Origin of the sequence: Streptomyces sp. NPDC046805 (assembly GCF_040645355.1) — a bacterium.
Lineage (GTDB): Bacteria > Actinomycetota > Actinomycetes > Streptomycetales > Streptomycetaceae > Streptomyces.
On the sequence record NZ_JBEYYC010000012.1, the window covers coordinates 188,927 to 205,621 of the forward strand.

General features: G+C 70.9%; 14 protein-coding genes and 3 pseudogenes. 7 read left to right on the plus strand and 10 right to left on the minus strand.

Annotated elements, in window-relative coordinates:
• Positions 1–41 precede the first annotated feature (41 nt).
• From ABZ910_RS15750 to ABZ910_RS15760, 3 genes are all read right to left on the minus strand, one after another.
• The gene (locus tag ABZ910_RS15750; RefSeq protein ID WP_361364301.1) at positions 42–1,427 is read right to left on the minus strand and encodes an MFS transporter; all 1,386 of its coding nucleotides are present in this window, start codon (positions 1,425–1,427) and stop codon (positions 42–44) included.
• 705 nt (positions 1,428–2,132) lie between these two features.
• On the minus strand, positions 2,133–3,854 hold the full coding sequence (locus ABZ910_RS15755; protein ID WP_361364304.1) for an MFS transporter: 1,722 nt from the start codon (positions 3,852–3,854) through the stop codon (positions 2,133–2,135).
• 76 nt (positions 3,855–3,930) lie between these two features.
• Positions 3,931–4,383, minus strand: coding sequence for a MarR family transcriptional regulator (locus tag ABZ910_RS15760; protein WP_361364307.1), 453 nt, complete (start codon positions 4,381–4,383; stop codon positions 3,931–3,933).
• Positions 4,384–4,505: 122 nt separating this feature from the next.
• On the opposite strand from ABZ910_RS15760, the gene ABZ910_RS15765 reads away from it, so the two are divergent.
• On the plus strand, positions 4,506–4,703 hold the full coding sequence (locus tag ABZ910_RS15765) for a hypothetical protein (RefSeq protein ID WP_361364310.1): 198 nt from the start codon (positions 4,506–4,508) through the stop codon (positions 4,701–4,703).
• A gap of 206 nt (positions 4,704–4,909) precedes the next feature.
• Here the strand turns inward: ABZ910_RS15765 and ABZ910_RS15770 are convergent, their stop codons facing one another.
• Together ABZ910_RS15770 and ABZ910_RS15775 are read right to left on the minus strand one after the other, a co-directional pair.
• Positions 4,910–7,561: an FUSC family protein gene (locus ABZ910_RS15770; protein WP_361364313.1), complete on the minus strand. Its 2,652-nt coding sequence runs from the start codon at positions 7,559–7,561 to the stop codon at positions 4,910–4,912.
• Between the two features lie 14 nt (positions 7,562–7,575).
• Positions 7,576–7,947 (minus strand): MarR family transcriptional regulator, encoded by a 372-nt coding sequence (locus ABZ910_RS15775; RefSeq protein WP_361364316.1) that lies wholly within the window; start codon positions 7,945–7,947, stop codon positions 7,576–7,578.
• Between the two features lie 208 nt (positions 7,948–8,155).
• On the opposite strand from ABZ910_RS15775, the gene ABZ910_RS15780 reads away from it, so the two are divergent.
• The gene (locus tag ABZ910_RS15780; protein WP_361364319.1) at positions 8,156–8,335 is read left to right on the plus strand and encodes a hypothetical protein; all 180 of its coding nucleotides are present in this window, start codon (positions 8,156–8,158) and stop codon (positions 8,333–8,335) included.
• Between the two features lie 127 nt (positions 8,336–8,462).
• Here ABZ910_RS15780 and ABZ910_RS15785 read toward each other — a convergent pair whose 3' ends face one another.
• The 5 genes and pseudogenes from ABZ910_RS15785 to ABZ910_RS15805 form a co-directional block, all read right to left on the minus strand.
• A complete protein-coding gene (locus tag ABZ910_RS15785) occupies positions 8,463–8,927 on the minus strand; it encodes a MarR family transcriptional regulator (protein ID WP_361364321.1) in 465 nt (154 codons plus the stop codon).
• Positions 8,927–9,337: pseudogene (locus ABZ910_RS15790) on the minus strand (hypothetical protein); the annotation flags it as partial. The pseudogene ABZ910_RS15790 and the gene ABZ910_RS15785, both read right to left, overlap by 1 nt.
• Before the next feature lie 71 nt (positions 9,338–9,408).
• The gene (locus tag ABZ910_RS15795) at positions 9,409–10,218 is read right to left on the minus strand and encodes a CoA ester lyase (protein ID WP_361364324.1); all 810 of its coding nucleotides are present in this window, start codon (positions 10,216–10,218) and stop codon (positions 9,409–9,411) included.
• On the minus strand, positions 10,215–11,087 hold the full coding sequence (locus tag ABZ910_RS15800) for a MaoC family dehydratase N-terminal domain-containing protein (RefSeq protein ID WP_361364327.1): 873 nt from the start codon (positions 11,085–11,087) through the stop codon (positions 10,215–10,217). The genes ABZ910_RS15795 and ABZ910_RS15800 overlap by 4 nt, the downstream gene beginning before the upstream one ends.
• 127 nt (positions 11,088–11,214) lie before the next feature.
• The gene (locus ABZ910_RS15805) at positions 11,215–12,165 is read right to left on the minus strand and encodes a LysR family transcriptional regulator (RefSeq protein ID WP_361364329.1); all 951 of its coding nucleotides are present in this window, start codon (positions 12,163–12,165) and stop codon (positions 11,215–11,217) included.
• A 265-nt stretch (positions 12,166–12,430) separates the two neighbouring features.
• Here ABZ910_RS15805 and ABZ910_RS15810 point away from each other — a divergent pair, with 265 nt between their 5' ends.
• From ABZ910_RS15810 to ABZ910_RS15830, 5 genes and pseudogenes are all read left to right on the plus strand, one after another.
• Entirely contained in the window at positions 12,431–13,615 is a 1,185-nt protein-coding gene (locus ABZ910_RS15810) for a CaiB/BaiF CoA-transferase family protein (RefSeq protein WP_361364331.1), read from the plus strand.
• Positions 13,616–13,668: 53 nt separating this feature from the next.
• The gene (locus ABZ910_RS15815; protein ID WP_361364334.1) at positions 13,669–14,871 is read left to right on the plus strand and encodes an acyl-CoA dehydrogenase family protein; all 1,203 of its coding nucleotides are present in this window, start codon (positions 13,669–13,671) and stop codon (positions 14,869–14,871) included.
• A 78-nt stretch (positions 14,872–14,949) separates the two neighbouring features.
• A pseudogene (locus ABZ910_RS15820) lies at positions 14,950–15,147 on the plus strand (SDR family oxidoreductase); the annotation flags it as partial.
• A gap of 69 nt (positions 15,148–15,216) precedes the next feature.
• Complete coding sequence (locus tag ABZ910_RS15825; RefSeq protein WP_361364338.1) at positions 15,217–16,254, plus strand: MBL fold metallo-hydrolase; 1,038 nt, start codon at positions 15,217–15,219, stop codon at positions 16,252–16,254.
• A gap of 123 nt (positions 16,255–16,377) precedes the next feature.
• Positions 16,378–16,593 (plus strand): annotated as a pseudogene (locus ABZ910_RS15830) (ATP-binding protein); the annotation flags it as partial.
• Between the last annotated feature and the right edge of the window lie 102 nt (positions 16,594–16,695).

Below are 16,695 nucleotides of genomic sequence, written 5' to 3' on the forward strand. Positions count from 1 at the left end.
CGCACGGACGAGCGTACGGGGGCCGATGCGGCAGCGGCCGGTCACACGGTGGGCGCGTCCGCCGACCGGTTCGTGGCCGTCTCCGTCTTCGGGCCGGACGCCGTGTTGGCCTCGACCGAGCTGAGGTCCCGGTGCCGGGTCTCCTGGGCCACCCCCACGGCGATCAGGGTCAGCACGGCCGCCGCGATCACGTACAGGGCGATCCAGGTCGAGCCGCCGGTGCCGGCGAGCAGCGCGGTGGCGATGAGCGGTGCGGGGGCACCGGCCGCGACGGAGGCGAACTGGGCGCCGATGGAAGCACCGGAGTAGCGCATCCGGGTCGCGAACATCTCGGAGAAGAAGGCGGCCTGGGGTGCGTACATCGCGCCGTGCAGCACCAGGCCGACGGTCACGGCCAACACCAGGTTGACGAAGGTACCGGTGTCGACGAGAGCGAAGAACGGGAACATCCACAGGCCGATCCCGGCCGCGCCCAGCAGATAGACCGGGCGGCGCCCGAAGCGGTCCGACAGCGCGCCCCACGCCGGGATGACGACGAAGTGCACGGCGGAGCCGATGAGCACGGCGTTCAGCGCCGTCTGCTTGGAGACCCCGGCCGACTCGGTGGCGTAGACGAGGATGAACGCCGTGATGACGTAGTAGCTGATGTTCTCCGCCATGCGCGCGCCCATCGCCACGAGCACGTCCCGCCAGTGGTACCGCAGCACCGACACGAGCGGCAGCTTCTCCGCTTCCTCCTTGTGGGCCTCGGCCCGCTCCAACGCCTCACGGAACACGGGCGATTCATCCACAGAGAGACGAATCCACAAACCGACACCGACCAGCACGCCGGACAGCAGGAACGGAATCCGCCAGCCCCAGGCACCGAAGGCGTCGTTCGTCACCGTGGCGGTGAGCAGCGACAGCACACCGGTCGCCAGGAGTTGTCCCGCCGGCGCCCCGGTCTGCGGCCACGAGGCCCAGAACCCGCGCCGGCGCGCGTCCCCGTGCTCGGACACCAGCAGGACGGCCCCGCCCCACTCACCACCCAGGGCGAATCCCTGGACGAGACGCAGCACGGTCAGCAGCACGGGCGCGGCGGCCCCCACGCTCGCGTACGAAGGCAGCAGACCGATCGCGAACGTCGCGCCGCCCATCATCAGCAGGCTCAGCACCAGCAGCTTCTTACGGCCGAGCCGGTCCCCGTAGTGCCCGAACACGAGAGCGCCCAGCGGCCGCGCCGCGAACCCGACCGCATAGGTCAGGAACGCGAGCAGGGTGCCGACGAGCGGATCGGAGTCGGGGAAGAACACCGAGTTGAAGACGAGCGCGGCGGCCGAGCCGTACAGGAAGAAGTCGTACCACTCGATGGTGGTGCCGATGAGGCTCGCGGCGACGATCCTCGGGAGCTTCGCGGGTGTTGGGGGAGCGGTTGCCGGGGATGCCATGTGCGCCACTTCCTCGAGGTGCGACGGGACGGATACGTGTCGGCACACCGTAGGAACACGCAGGTCAGGCGCACATGTGGTGGGACTACATAGTTCGGGCACCGGCTATGCGTGGGGCCACCATGCCCGCACATGCCGCCCCCCTCGTGCAGTGCTTCACTGAAATGGAGCAGGCTTCCCGGCGGCTGCGGAACGGACGCCCTCATGGAGGTGGTCGTCGACCTGACGCGATGCCAGGGATACGCGGCCCGACCGGGTTGTTCAGGACACGGCCTCTTCCTGCTCTTCCTTCCAGAGGCCGCGTTCTTCGAGGGTTTCGATGAGGTGGTCGGCGCTGTCGAGGATGTGCTGTTCCATCAGGGAACGGGTCATACGCGAGCTGCGCCTGCCGGCGGCACGACTGCCTCGACGCCCTCCGGTCGCTCTGCCCCGAGATCGACGAGGCGGGCCCCGGCCGGTGGTCGAGCGCCGCCGTGCCGAGCCTGCATGACGTCGTCGTGGTGGGTGCGGCCGAAGCGCGGGGCACTCGCTCGTACACCGACGTCGTCGAGAGCGGCCGCCGCGCGCTCGCGATCGGTCGCCCCGCGCCGAGGGCCGATGTCTCCCAACGTCGGTCACGGGAATACCGGGCCCTCACGGAAACGGGCCGCGGCACAAAAGTGCACCGCGGCCCGTGAGTTGGGTGTGAGGAGGTGAAGGCCTGTGTCAGACCGCGCTGTTGCGCAGCTCCGCCAGGGCTTCCGAGGTCAGGTCCCGGGGCCTGCTGTCAGGCGCGACCAGGACGACCGTGCAGGTGGAGGTGTGGGTGAGCGCGCTGGTGAAGCTGCCGTCCGCGAACTGGACGAGCGGGCCGCGCGGCGAGCGGCCGACGGCGACCGCGCGGGCCTTCACGTTGGAGGCGTGCTGCGCCAGGGCGCGGCCGGCGGCGGCGTGGTCGCCGACGCTCGTGAGGATCTGCCCGGTGGCGGCGACGCCTTGGGCGGTGAGCCGGTCGAGATGGGCGGTGACGGCGGCGCGGGCCTGGTCGGTGGTCTCGATGTCGACGGCCTGTTCCTCGACCACGGCGGTCTGCTGGACGTGGACGACCTCCAGCGGGCTTCCGGTGTCGCGGGCGAGCCGGGCCGCGGCGTCGACGATCACGGCGGCCTGGTCGTGGGCACCGACGGCGACGATGACCGGAGGCGTGCCGCCGTCGGTCACGCTGCCGACCGGGGTGAGGGTCGGGGCGATGGACTCGCCCTCGCCGGTGTGCTGTTCGGCCCGGCGCAGCAGACCGTGGCCACTGGCCAGGACGGGGATGGCGATGACGAAGGTGGCGGCGCCGAGGTAGAAGGGCACGCTCAGGCCGCCGGCGTCGGCGAGCTTGCCGGCGACGTACGGAGCCAGACCGCCGCCGATGAAGCGCAGGAAGCCGTAGGCGGAGGAGGCCACCGGACGCTCGACCGGGGAGACGAGCATGACGGCCTGGGTGGTGAGGGTGTTGTTGATGCCGATGAAGGCGCCGCTGACGATGACGGCGACGATCACCACGGTGGGGTTGTCGACGCCGGACGCGATGACGGCCATCACGATGCCGAGGCAGAGGAGGTTGGCGTACAGGACCGGGGCGGTGCCGAAGCGGGCCTGCAGGCGCGGGGCGAAGAAGACGCTGAACGCGGCGACCAGCAGGCCCCAGCCGGTGAAGACGAGCCCGAGTTCATGGGCGTTCAGCTTCATCGGGTAGGGGGCGTAGCCGAGCATGGTGAAGAAGCCCCAGTTGTACAGCAGCGCCATGATGCCCATGGTCAGCAGGCCGCGGTGGCGCAGGGCCTTGAGCGGGGCGATGGGGGAGGTGACGCGCTTGGGCTTGGGCAGTGACGGCACGAAGGCGAGGGTGGCGACCAGGGCGATGGCCATGAGGACGGCGACGCCGAAGAACGGGCCGCGCCAGTTGATGGCGCCCAACTCGCCGCCGAGCAGCGGGCCGACGGCGATGCCGAGGCCGAGGGCGGCCTCGTACAGGATGATCGCGCCGCCGAATCCGCCGCTCGCGGAGGCCACGATGACCGCCAGGGAGGTGGCGATGAACATGGCGTTGCCGAGTCCCCAGCCGGCGCGGAAGCCGACGATGCCGTTGATCGAGCCGGAGGCACCGGCCAGGGCGGCGAAGACGACGATGATGATCAGGCCGACGACCAGGGTGCGCTTGGCGCCGATGCGGCTGGAGACCCAGCCCACGAAGAGCATGGCGACCGCGGTCACGATCAGGTAGCTGCTGAACAGCAGCGATACCTGACTCGGCGTCGCGTGCAGGTTCTCGGCCAGGGCGGGCAGGATCGGGTCGACCAGGCCTATGCCCATGAACGAGATCACGCAGGCGAACGCGACGGCCCAGACGGCCTTCGGCTGCTTGAACGGACTGGCAGCCTTTCCATGCGGTGCACTCATGTGCGTTTCTCCCCAGCGTATGAAGGCGGGTAAAGCGAGCGGACGAGCGGACAGGTGCGCGTGCGTGGTGAGGTGCTCAGGAGCGGACGGGGCGGTCCTGGATGGCGCGGGCCAGGGCGGGCAGCGCGATCTTCACTGCCTGCCGCTCCGGTTCGGCCAGTTCCTCGACCAACAGGCCGAGGGCGTAAGCGCGTTCCGCGCGCCGCTGCCGGAACAGCTCCAGGCCGGTGTCGGTGGCCTCCACCAGCACGGCCCGGCCGTCGTTGGCGTCGGCGACGCGGCGTACGAGAGCCGCCCGCTCCATGCGGGTGACGAGCTGGGTCATGTTCGGCTGCGACGCGCCTTCGGCCCGCGCGAGGCCGGTCAGTCGCTGCGGGCCTTCACGGCCCAGGCGGCCGAGAACGGCGGAGGCGGTCGTGCTCAGGCCGCCCGCGCTGGCGCTCTGCCGCATGTACCTGATCATCCGCTCCGCGGCGATGACCAAGTCCTCCGTCGATGGGCCGGAGTCCTCCTCACCCCATTCATGCATAACGACATTATGCATCTGTGTGTACGGTGAAGCAAACCCGAGTGAGGCATCGCGGCGAAGATGAGTGAGAACGGCTCCCGTCTGCCGGGCGCTGCGGGGGGTCACGGACCAAGGAGACGCGCATGTCCCACCCCTTCGATCCCTACAGCGTGCTGCCGGAGGTGCCGCGGTTCACGCTGCGCAGCACCGATGTCGCCGACGGCGAGACCCTGGACGTCGCCCAGTGCAGCGGCCTGTTCGGCGGCCCGGCTTCGCGCCGACAGCAGGGAACTCACCTTCACCGTGCCCCAGCGGCACGCGCGCGACAGGAGGAAAAGTGAGGATGGACGACATGGGTGACGCAGTGATGTGTCCGCCGGGCCACGTCTTGGGCGTCGACGACTCGGGCGGCAGGCCTGCCGGAGGTGTGGACGGCGTACCCCTCGCCCGCGCCGCGCCTCAGCCGAACTCCCGGACGCGGCCCCGCGACGCCGAGCTCCGAGCCCGTCGACGCACACCGGCTGATCGCGTCCTGGAACGCCGGCTCCTAGGCATCCGACTCCCCGGGGGACAGAGTGATGTCGCGCCGCAGGTCCGGGCCCGGCTGGTAGACCAGCAGGGATTCCGCGCGCGGTGGGTGCGCCGGGCTGGAGACGACCAGCGTGTACGCGCCCGGTGACAGCCTGGGGACGGTGTAGCCGCCGTCGACCGCCTGCACCTGCGCCCGGCGCTTGCCCCGGGCGTCCACCACGGTGACCCACGCCTCGCACCGGCCGTGCTCCGGGCAGCGCACCGAGCCCCGCAGGGTCACCGTCCAACTGTCGTCGGCAGGAGTGGCGATGGCCGGCGCGGCCGCGAGGACCGCGGCCCGGACCGGCCGGGCGCCTTCCGTCAGGGCGGGCTCGGGGGCCGGCAGCGACGGTGTGGCGATGGCCAGGCCCCGCTCCTGGGCGAGGCTCGCCAGCGCCTCGTCCAGTGCCGCGAGTTCGCTCAACGCCTTGTACAGGCGGTCGGCACGTGGTCCCGCCGGTGGGTGCAGGACGGACTTCAGTTCGGAGACCATCGGGCTGATGCGGACCCAGATTCCCTCGCGCCCGCCGGTGGTGATCTGCTGGTCGAGCGTGCGCAGGGACGTGGTGAGGACCTCGGTGATGCGCTCGACGTCGGCGCGCAGCCGCGGGGTCAGGTCCCCGCCGACGTCCGCGATCGCGGCGAGCGACCGCACGTGCCGGGTGGCCGTGACGAGCAGGCCGAGCAGGTGGTCGGCGCCGCGGCCCCGCGTTCCGCGCGGCATCCTGACCAGCGGTTGGTGCACGCTCTTCATCTGGTACAGAGCCGCCTCCACGGCGCGCGCCGCACCGCGCGGCCGCACCGGGGCCCCGGGGTTCCTCCACTCGTCGGCGAGCTGGGCGATCAGCTCCTCCAGCGCGGACAGATAGCCGTGCGCGGCCTCGCGGGCGACCTTCCGGGTGGACACCGGGAAGATCAGTACGGCGCAGACGGTAGCCACCAGCATGCCCAGCACGTTGTCGACCAGCCGGTCCGTCAGCAGCCGGTCCATCGCGTCGTACGACGTGGCCAGCCCGTACACCTGCACCAGCGCGACCACGAGTCCGGTGACCATGTAGGCGTACCGGCGCTGCACGCACGCGATGCTGACGGTCAGCCCGGCGACGATGACCAGCAGGGTCCAGTAGATGTGGCCGTGGCCGGTGAGGTGGAGCAGAGCGATGCCGATCACCGCCCCGGCGACCGTGCCCAGCACCCGGTGCCCCAGCTTGCGCAGCCGCTCACGCGTCGTGTTGGTCCCCTGCATGACGACCATGGCGCCGATGATTCCCCAGTAGTAACGGTCCGGGTTGACGGCATCGGCGAGCGGCAGGATGAGCGCGCCGGCGACGGCGGCCTGAAGCGGCGCGCGCAGCGCGGGCACGGCCCGCCGAAGGCCCCGGCTGCCGTGTGCGGTCACGACGCGCCGGGCAGCCGGTCCGGTTCCGGCCGGGCGCCCGTTCTCCAGCGCGACGGTGGGCTGGAAGGGAACCTTGGCGCGAGCGGTGGGTGTGTTCCAGCCGAGCCGAAGCCAGGAGGCGAGCGAGTCGGCGAGCGTCTCCAGCAGGTCGCCGACCCGTCGGGCCAGTGCGCGCACCTCGTCGTCCTGGTCCGTACCCCTCGGCAGGTTCACGGCCTGGCTGCGGATCAGCTCGGCGGCCGGCCGAAGGGCGTCGGTACGGCCCAGGGGGGTGTCGCGCGCGATGACCAGGCCGACGACCAGGGTCTCCCGCAGCGCGGGCGGCACCTGGTGGCGAGACATCCGCTGTACGGCCTCCCCGATGCCCTGGAGGGCGAGTTCGGCGTCGAACAGATACTGATGCAGGAGTTCGGCGGCTTGCGGGTCGGCGGCCACCTCGGGCTGCGCGAGCCGTCCGTCGATGATCAGCGTGGTCATGTTGAGCCGGCGCAGGGCGTGCTCCATGCGCGTGATCGCGACGGATCGGTCCGCGTCCGGGTCCAGGGCGGTGGCCGCCGCGTCGGCGACCCTGCGTGCCTCGATGACGAAGGCCCGCTGCGTGCGCAGCAGGTCCTCGCGCGGCATGGGGTGACAGAGCAGCAAGCGGACGACCAGCAGGGCCACCGACGTCACCAGGGCGACGACGAACAGCGGGCCGCCCTCCGACAGCGGTACGACCGCCATCTCTCCCACCACGAGGGCGACGAACACCTGCATGCCGGTCAGCAACCCGAGGGGTCCGAACCGGCCCAGCACCGTCACGACGACGAGTCCCGCGGCGAGCAGGCACAGGCCGAGGACCCGGTGAGGGTGGAGCCAGGTGCTCACCGACAGCGCGGCGCAGCACGGGACCGGCATCCACAGGAGGGCGCGCGCAAGCCGCGTTCGGCTGTTCTCGGCGACCAGGAAGGCGCTCACCAGCCCCAGCACGCCGCCGAGCGTCATGCCCAGCATCGAAGGGAGGTCCAGGAAGCGGGACACGGCATGGCTCACGGCCAGGGCGGTGATCATCGAGACCAGGGTGCGCCAGCCCGCCTGTGCCTGGCCGAGCCCGGGGTCGGCCGCGAGCGCCCAGTCCCACCAGCGGCGGGGCCCGCCGACCCGGCCGGGAGCGAGCGTGCCCTGAGGGGGTCTGGGCGGCGTGGCCGGCGGGGGAGACGTCCGCGCGGGAGCGGAGACGGTGGCCGACAATGTGGGCGGAGTACTCAAGTAACCTCGGATTCCAGTGCGTTGAGAAGGTTCAGGACGGTCTCACGGGCGGTGGAGCCGATGCGTTCGGTGTCATCGGCGGTCGTGCCCAGCGTGGCGAGCAGGGCGGCGGCGATGCGCTGACGCCCCAGCCGCAGAAGGTCCCGGCCCTGCTCCGTGAGAGACACGTTGGTCACGCGCCGGTCGTCGGTGGAGCGCCGGCGCTCCACCAGTCCGTCCTCCTCCAGTTCCTGGAGGAGGACGGTGACCCGCGGCTGCGTGAGTCCGGTGGGCAGGGTCAGGGTGCTGACCCGGTGCGGCCCCGTCTCCAGGGCGGTCAGCACGTTGACGTGGCTGTGCGGCACCCCGAAGTCGCCGATCCGGTACATCGTGCGGGTCAGTCGGCCGATGTCGCTCAGCAGGTCTCGCGCGTCCTGGTGATCCGCTCCTCCTCCTGCGCCCGCGATTGCATGCGCTCATTATATACATGAATTATGTATATCCCGGGTTCGGCCTTGTTGGCCGCCCATCAGCCGGGGTCCGCGACAGCCGGGGGTCCGCTCCGCCGCGCGCTACGCGGAGTCCCTGCAGCAGGAGTTGTCCGAACTGGCCGCAGCCGCGGAGACCGGCAGGATGCCGGAGGTCGGGCTCACCGCCGAACTGCACGCCCTCCTGAGCGTCGAACTCGCGGACACCGCACCGTCCAGGGCGTACGACCGTGAGGCCTTCGCCCACGTCACCCATACCGTGGAGGGCCTGGCATCCGCGATCGGCTAGCAGCACGTCGTCGGCCGATACCGGATGACCGGAGCCGGCAACCGGTGACGCACAGAGGGCTGACCTCCGATGCCGAACGGCGGAGTGCTGATGTCGAGCAGAGGGCTGCCGATGCCGAACAGCCGGCTCAGGAGCGCGCCTGACGATCCTGGATCGTGCGGGCCAGAGCCGGAAGCGCCACCTTCACCGCGTGCTGTTCCGGCTCGGGCATCTCCTCGATGAGCCGCTGCAGGGCCTGAGCACGCTCGGCGTGCCGCTGACGGAAGATCTCCAGACCGCTGTCGGTGGCCTCCACCAGCACCACCCGGCCGTCGCTGCTGTCCGCGACCCGCTGCACCAGTCCTGCCCGCTCCATCCGGGTCACGAGCTGGGTCATGTTCGGCTGGGAGACCCCTTCGGCCCGGGCCAGCACGGTCAGCCGCTGGGGGCCTTCCCGGCCCAGGCGGCCCAGCGCGGAGGACGCGGCGGTGCTCAGCCCGCCCGCGGTGGCACTCTTACGCACGTAACGGACCAACTGCTCCACGGCGATCATCAGGTCCTCCGGTGGCACCCCGGCCACCGCAGGCTCGACAGTTGTAGCCCGTTTTTGCATTAGCCCATTGTATCGGCGCTGTTTCGCACGGGACGGGCCGCGGGTGTGCGGGACAGGCGGACCACGCCCGCCGCGATCAGCGCGAGGCCGAGCAGTTGGCAGACCGGCCACCAACCGCCGCGCACGTCCTCGCGGAAGAGGAGCACTCCCAGGGCGAGGCTGACCTGGGCGTCCGCGAGGGTGAGGGCCGGCTGAGAGGCGACCAGCGGGCCGGACTGCATGGTGTTCTCCAGCAGGAACAGCGCGCATGCGCCCACCGCGGCGAAGGCGTACGTCTGCCATGAGGCGAAGAAGGCGACGACGCCCTCGTGGCCGAGGGTGTCGGTGGCGGACTTCATCGGGGCCGAGGTCAGGGCGTATCCAATCGCGGTGGCCAGGCCCATGCAGGCGGCGCGGCCGCGGCCGACGGGAGATGCCTGCCTGCTCCAGATCCCGCGCCGCTCGAGGGCCTCGACGAGGTGGTCGCCGCTCGGATGCCGTCTCAATCGCAGGCGGCGAGGATGCGCCGAGCGCGTTCCAGTACCGGCTTGTCGACCATCTGCCCGTCGACCACGGTGACCGACGCGCCGGCCTCGATCACGCCACGCGCCCACCGCTGTTCGCTCTCGGTGGGGGCGAAGTGGGCCCTCACCGTGGCGACTTGGGACGGGTGGATGCACAGCTTCCCGGTGAAGCCCAGACGGCGGGCGTGCAGGACGTCCGCGGAGAGGACGTCCGTGTCCTTCACGCTGGTGGTGACACCGTCGATGGGCGGGCACAGGCCGGAGGCGGCCGACGCCGAGACCAGCTTCGAGCGGGCGTACGCGAGGGCCATGTGGTCGTCGTGGGCGACGCCGAGCTGGCTGGAGAGGTCGGCGTTGCCGAAGGCCAGCCGGACCGCGCCGGGCGTGGCACACACCTCCATGGCCCGCTCCACGCCGGCGGCCGTCTCGACGAGCGGGATCAGGGCGCACTCGCCGGCCGCACGGCAGGCGAGGTCCGCCAGCACGGCGGGGTCCTCGGACTTGGGCACCATGACGGGGGCGCCGTAGCGGGCCGCGACCTCGAGATCGGCGTCGCACCAGGGCGTGCCCGGAGGATTGATCCTGACCACGGCGCTGTTCCCCGCGCCGAGCCACGCGGCCACGTTGTCGCGCGCCAGGTCCTTGTCCCGGGCGGCGACGGCGTCCTCGAGGTCGATGATGACCGCGTCCGCACCGGCGGAGGCGGCCTTGGCGAACCGGTCCGGGCGGTGCCCGGGGACGAACAGCAGGCTGCGGGCGGCTTCGAGGGTGCTGGTGGACAGGGTCATGCGAAGGTCACCTCGGCCGTGGCGTGGCGCCGCTCGCGGTGCGTCGCGATGCGCAGGGCGGCGGCGTTGCGGTCGGTCGGCGCTCCGGTCGCCAGCAGGCGCTCGCCCGTGAAAGCGGGCCGCCGCAGCCGGTAGGACACGGACCGCACCGAGCGGTCGGGAGCGTTGCGGCGTACGAGCTCCAGCATCGTGAGCACCAGGAGCGGGCCGTGGACGACGAGGCCGGGGTAGCCCTCCTCGCCCTGGGCGTACGGAGCGTCGTAGTGGATGCGGTGTGCGTTCGCGGTGACGGCGCTGAACCGGAACAACAGCGAGGGGTCCGGTCGGAGGGGAAGCTGCCAGGCCTCGTCGGAGCGGGGCGCGGTGGCGGTGTCGAGATCCGTCGGGTGCTGTCCCGCGCCGCGACCGGAGCGGTAGACGATGTCCTGTTCCTCGACCACGCACGTGGTGCCGTGCTGCAGGTATTCGCTGCGCACGGTGACGAAGAGGAGTTCCCCGGTCGTGCCCTGCTTGGTCGCCACCGTGTTCACGCTGCTGATGCGCTCGGCGGGCTCACCGACCCGCAGCGGTGCGGCGATCTCGCAGCGGCCCCCGGCGAACATGCGCTGGCGCTGGGGGATGGGCGGCAGGAAGTGGCCGTCGCGAGGATGCCCGTCGTCGCCCAGGTCCTGCTGCGCCGGCCACCGCAGGAAGTACAGCCAGTGCCACAGCGGAGGGAGGGGATCGCCGGCCTCCGCGACCGGTTCCGGCTGGTCCAGCAGCGCCGACAGCGCGGCGACCGGGGCGGGGGACAGGACGTCGTCCTCGGTGACCGCTCCGGGGTTCCACGATTCCACGTACGGGCGGAGCCCGTTCTGGGCGATGTGCATGGCTTCTCCTCGACAGCCGGCCATGGCTGAGTGAACAACCGGCGGCTCATCATCATGCGTGGTGATGAGCGGCCCTGGACAATAGAAAGGCGTGATGCCGACATGTCCGGCCGGTATGGAGGCCCCGTCATGCGTCCTTCGCGGGCCCCGCGCCGTGCAACTCGGCGGACGGCCACCGGCCTTGACGTACGGCCGCGTGGATCTGGCGTGACAGTTCCTTGGCCACGACCTCGGCGGCGGGCGTGACCCGCCCCGCCCGCGAGGTGCAGAGCACGATGGAGCGCCACACCTCGGGCTCGCCCAGCGGTGCGGCGCTCAGCGAGCCGTTCGCGACGTCCTCGGCGATGCCGATGCCCGGCAGGATGGTCCAGCCGTGGCCGGCCAGCACGAGCTGTTTCTGTACGTGCATCGAGTTGGTCTGGACGACCAGGTTCAGTTCCGCCCTGGCCTGCGCGGCGGCCGCGTCGATCACCGTACGCAGCCCGTGGCCGGCCGCTGGCACCACCAGCGGATGCGACACGGCCTCCTCGAACGGGACGGGGTGCTCGGCCCGGAGCCCCGCGGACGGCGACGCCACCGCCCACAACCTCTCCCGCACCAGCGGCTGCGCGTTGAGCGACGGCGTGCTGGAGAGGTTGTACAGCAGGGTCAGGTCCAGGTCCCCGTCGTCGAGCCAGTGCTGCAGATGGCCGGAGTACGCGGTGAGCAGGCGCAGGTCGATGCCCGGATGGTCGCGAAGGATCGCGGAGGCGAGCGGCTCGGCCAGGAGACTGGTGGCGCTGTCGAGCAGGCCCACCGACACGATGCCGCCGACCACGCCCGGCGTCGGCCGGATCTCCGCACGGGCCCGTTCGAGCTCGTTCAGGGCGCGCCGGGCGCGCTCCACCATGGTCGTACCGGCCGCCGTGAGCTGCATGCCCTGCCGGGTCCGCTCGAACAGGGCGACGCCCAACTCCTGCTCCAGGGTGCGGATCTGCCGGGTGACGGCCGGCTGGACCAGATGCAGGAGTTCCGCCGCGCGCGTCACACTGCCCGCCTCGGCCACGGTGACGAGTGCCCTGAGCTGTCTGACGTCCATGGTTCCTCCGGTCCATCCGCACTGGGCATGAGTCCATCAGGAAACGGTATTTCACCTACAACACCATGAGCATCCATGATGACACTGCTGCCGGAACGAGGGAGGTTCCCGGAATGCGCCACCGGTCCCACAGCGGTGCATCGGGCGGCACGAGGACGACCGCACACGTCCTCGGCGTCGGCGGATCTCCGCGTGACCCCTGCGGGCGATCCGCCGGCGACGGCCCTCGCCCAGCAGTTCCCCACACAGCCCTGGAGGCCAGAGCATGACCGCACTCCCGCTCTCCGGCGTCACCGTCGTGAGTGTCGAGCAGGCCGTGGCGGCACCGTACGCCACCCGCCAGCTCGCGGACCTGGGCGCCCGCGTGATCAAGGTGGAGCGGCCCGGGGGCGGCGACTTCGCCCGACGGTACGACACCACCGTGCACGGCCAGTCCAGCTACTTCGTCTGGCTCAACCGGTCCAAGGAGTCCGTGACCCTCGACCTGAAGTCCCCGGCCGGCCGGGACGTGCTGGAGGAACTCCTGGCGCGCGCGGACGTGTTCGTACAGAACCTGGCGCCGGGCGCGGCGGCCCGCCTGGGACTGGACGCCGAGTCCCTCACGGCACGGCACGCGTCGCTGATCCCGTGCACGATCTCCGGGTACGGCACCAGCGGCCCGTGGGCCGACCGCAAGGCCTACGACCTGCTCGTACAGTGCCAGACCGGCTTGGTCTCGCTGACCGGAACACCGGAGGAGACCGCTCGGGTCGGGGTGTCGGTCGCCGACATCGCCGCCGGCATGTACGCCTACTCCGGCATCCTGACCGCGCTGTACACACGCGCGACCACCGGCGTGGCACGCGCGGTGGAGGTCTCGCTGTTCGAGGCACTGGCGGAGTGGATGGGCCAGCCCGCGTACTACACGCGCCACGGTGGCACCCAGCCCCCGCGCATCGGCACCCAGCACGCCACCATCGCTCCGTACGGCGCCTACACGGCGGGCGACGGCAAGCAGGTGCTGTTCTCCATCCAGAACGAGCGGGAGTGGGTGGCGCTATGCGAACGCGTCCTCGACCGAACGGAGTTGGCGGACGATCCGCGCTTCGCCACGGGATCGGACCGGGTCGCCCACCGGGACGAGCTGAACGCGATCATCAGCGAGCGGTTCGCGCGCTCCGGCAGCGACGAGGTGATGAAGCTGCTGGACCTGGCAGGCGTCGCGAACGCCGGGGTCAACGACGTACGGGAGTTCCTCGACCATCCCGTGCTCGCCGAGCGCGGCCGCTGGCACGACGTGGGCATTCCCGGCGCCGTGGTCCCGGCCCTCAGGCCGCCGGTGGACCTCGCCGGGATCGACCCGCGCATGGACCCCGTGCCCGCCGTCGGCGAACACACCGAGCGGGTCCTGGCCGAACTCGGACTCACCGCAGCCCGGATCGAGAGGCTGCGGGCCGACGGCGTCATCTGATCCGCGTGACACACGCCGCGGCATCGGACCATCCCAGACACGAGGAGTACACAGTGAGCACCCTGGACGCCCTCTCCGAGGACGAGCAGTTCGTCGTGAGGACCGTGCGCGAGTTCGTCGACAAGGAGGTGAGGCCCGTCGTCCAGGAGCTGGAGCACTCCAACACCTACCCCGAGGCCCTGATCGAGCAGATGAAGAAGCTCGGGATCTACGGGCTGGCGATCCCGGAGGAGTACGGCGGCAACCCCGTCTCCATGCCCTGCTACGTCCTCGTCACCGAGGAACTCTCCCGCGGCTGGATGAGTCTGGCCGGTGCCATGGGCAGCCACACCGTGGTCGCCAAGTTGCTGGTGCACTTCGGCACCGAGGAGCAGAAGCGCCGCTACCTGCCGAGGATGGCCACCGGCGTGATGCGGGCCACCATGGCCCTGACCGAACCCGGCGGCGGCTCCGACCTGCAGGCCATGCGCACCGTCGCCCGCAAGGACGATGGGGGCACCTCCCGCGCGAGCGAAGCCGAGCGTGGGGGAAGTTACGTGGTCAACGGCTCCAAGACCTGGATCACCAACTCCCGGCGCGCCGGGCTGATCGCGCTGATGTGTAAGACGGACCCCGACGCGACCCCCGCGCACAAGGGCATCTCGATCCTCCTGGCCGAACACGGGCCGGGCCTCACGGTCTCCCGCGACCTGCCCAAGCTCGGCTACAAGGGCGTCGAGAGCTGCGAGCTGGCCTTCGACGATTATCACGCGCCCGCCGACGCCGTGCTCGGCGGCGTCGAGGGCAAGGGCTTCGCCCAGATGATGAAGGGCCTGGAGACCGGCCGTCTCCAGGTCGCGGCCCGCGCGCTCGGCGTCGGCCGGGCGGCACTGGAGGACTCGCTCGCCTACGCCCAGGAGCGCGAGTCGTTCGGCAAGCCCATCTGGCAGCACCAGTCGATCGGCCACTACCTCGCCGACATGGCCACATCGCTGACCGCGGCCCGCCAACTCACCCTGTACGCCGCCCGGGAGGCCGAGGCCGGCCGACGGGTGGACATGGAGGCCGGGATGGCCAAGCTGTTCGCCTCCGAGACCGGCATGCAGATCGCCCTGAACGCCGTCCGGATCCACGGCGGTTACGGCTACTCGACCGAGTTCGACGTCGAGCGGTACTTCCGTGACGCCCCGCTGATGATCGTCGGCGAGGGCACCAACGAGATCCAGAAGAACGTGATCGCGGCCCAACTCGTCAAGCGCGGCGGGCTCGACGCCTGACGGCAGGCACGGCAGACAACGAGAGCGGCCCGGACGAGGGCTGCCAGCGAGAACAGGAGGCGCCCTCATGGCGAAAATAGTGGGATGACCGCCGCGACCGCCGAGCGCCTGGGCGTGCCCTTCGAGGAGTTCAAGGCGAAGCGGGCCGCCGTCACCCCCGTACCGCGGGTGGGCGTCCCCGAGGACATCGCCCACGCCGTCTCGTCCTTCGCGAGCGAGGGCGCCGGCTTCGTGACCGGGCAGGTCCTCTACGTTGCAGGTGGCCCGTGCGGCTGATCGCGCGAGCCGCGGGGCAGGTTCATCGACGCAGCAGTGAGTCCGACGCAGCAGTAGTGAGGGAGTGTCATGACCAAGCGGTTCGATCAGGGTTCCTGGGCCGAAGCGGGTGTCCAGACCGTGCACCCCGGAGTGCACCGCGTACCGCTGCCGCTCCCCAACGACGGTCTGCATGCCGTCAACGTCTATCTGTTGGAGAACCTCACCGACGACGGCCGGCTCGTCATGATCGACGGCGGATGGGCGATACCGGAGGCCCGCAAGGCCCTGGAGGAGGCTCTGTCCGCCCTCGGCCGCGACCTCGGCGACATCGGCCACATCCTGGTCACCCACATCCACCGCGACCATTACACGCAGGCGGTGGAACTGCGCCGGCTGCTGGGCGCTCGCGTCTATCTCGGCGCCGGTGAGCGCCCGGGGCTCGAACTGCTGAACAAGCTGCGCGGCGGACTGTCGTGCTCCCTGCAGATCCTGCGGCAGGCGGGGGCCGACGACGTGGCCGACCGCGTCGAGGCGACGTACCCCGGCCGCTACCAGCCCGCCGACTGGGAGGCCCCGGACCGCTGGCTGGACGCGGAGACCCTGTCCTTCGGTGACGGCGAACTCAAGGTCATCCCAACTCCCGGACACACCAAGGGACATGTGGTCTTCCTGGACGAACGGCGCGGACTGCTGTTCTCCGGCGATCACGTCCTGCCGCGCATCACGCCGTCCATCGGCTTCGAGGCCGCCGAACCCGGCGGCCGACCGCTGGCCGCCTACCTGGACTCGCTCCACCTCATGACCCGCCACGCCGACGCCCGCCTGCTGCCCGCGCACGGCCCCGTCGCCGACAGCACGCACACCCGGGTCGCCGAGCTGCTCGACCACCACGACGACCGGCTTCGCAAGACCCTCGCCGCGCTCACGGACCGTACGCATGACGCCTTCTCGGTCGCGCGCCTGCTGTCCTGGACCCGCCGCGAGGTGCCCTTCGGCGAGCTCAATTCCCTCAACCAGATGCTCGCGGTCAACGAGACCGTCGCCCACCTGGACGTGCTCGTGCTGCGGGGCGACGTGGACGTGGCGTTCGTGGACGGGGTGAACCAGTACACGCGGCGGCGGTGACGGCGCTCGGCGCGGGTCGTCGAGAGCAATCACGCATCACATAAAAAATTCGACCTTCGGTACTCAAGTGGCACTCTCGCGGCAAACGGAGCTAACAGCCTGAAGCTGCGCAGACGTCTTTTTGTGCTGGTCTGTGAGGTCACCGACCCCAGCAACACCCAGCCGCGACTGCGCCGGGCCCGCTGGAGCGACGAGGGAGGACGCGGCCTCTTCCTCGTCGCCCAGCTCTCCAACCGTTGGGGCAGCCGTTACCGCCGGAGCGGAAAGACCATCTGGGCCGAGCAGTCCCTCGTACCGGCCGAGGTCGACTTCGAACTCGACCTCGCGGCGTTCCTGTGACTCGCGCTCAGTCCTTGATCTCGCAGATGGGGGCGCCGGAGGTGAGGGAGGCGCCGATCTCGGCGGTGAGGCCCTTGATGGTGCCGGCCTTGTGGGCGTTGA

Bases quoted from the DNA above. Each gene is read 5' to 3' on its own strand.
- ABZ910_RS15750 (WP_361364301.1), bottom strand. From the start codon at position 1,427: ATGGCATCCCCGGCAACCGCTCCCCCAACACCCGCGAAGCTCCCGAGG.
- ABZ910_RS15755 (WP_361364304.1), bottom strand. From the start codon at position 3,854: ATGAGTGCACCGCATGGAAAGGCTGCCAGTCCGTTCAAGCAGCCGAAG.
- ABZ910_RS15760 (WP_361364307.1), bottom strand. From the start codon at position 4,383: ATGCATGAATGGGGTGAGGAGGACTCCGGCCCATCGACGGAGGACTTG.
- ABZ910_RS15765 (WP_361364310.1), top strand. From the start codon at position 4,506: ATGTCCCACCCCTTCGATCCCTACAGCGTGCTGCCGGAGGTGCCGCGG.
- ABZ910_RS15775 (WP_361364316.1), bottom strand. From the start codon at position 7,947: ATGTACCGGATCGGCGACTTCGGGGTGCCGCACAGCCACGTCAACGTG.
- ABZ910_RS15785 (WP_361364321.1), bottom strand. From the start codon at position 8,927: ATGCAAAAACGGGCTACAACTGTCGAGCCTGCGGTGGCCGGGGTGCCA.
- ABZ910_RS15795 (WP_361364324.1), bottom strand. From the start codon at position 10,218: ATGACCCTGTCCACCAGCACCCTCGAAGCCGCCCGCAGCCTGCTGTTC.
- ABZ910_RS15800 (WP_361364327.1), bottom strand. From the start codon at position 11,087: ATGCACATCGCCCAGAACGGGCTCCGCCCGTACGTGGAATCGTGGAAC.
- ABZ910_RS15805 (WP_361364329.1), bottom strand. From the start codon at position 12,165: ATGGACGTCAGACAGCTCAGGGCACTCGTCACCGTGGCCGAGGCGGGC.
- ABZ910_RS15810 (WP_361364331.1), top strand. From the start codon at position 12,431: ATGACCGCACTCCCGCTCTCCGGCGTCACCGTCGTGAGTGTCGAGCAG.
- ABZ910_RS15825 (WP_361364338.1), top strand. From the start codon at position 15,217: ATGACCAAGCGGTTCGATCAGGGTTCCTGGGCCGAAGCGGGTGTCCAG.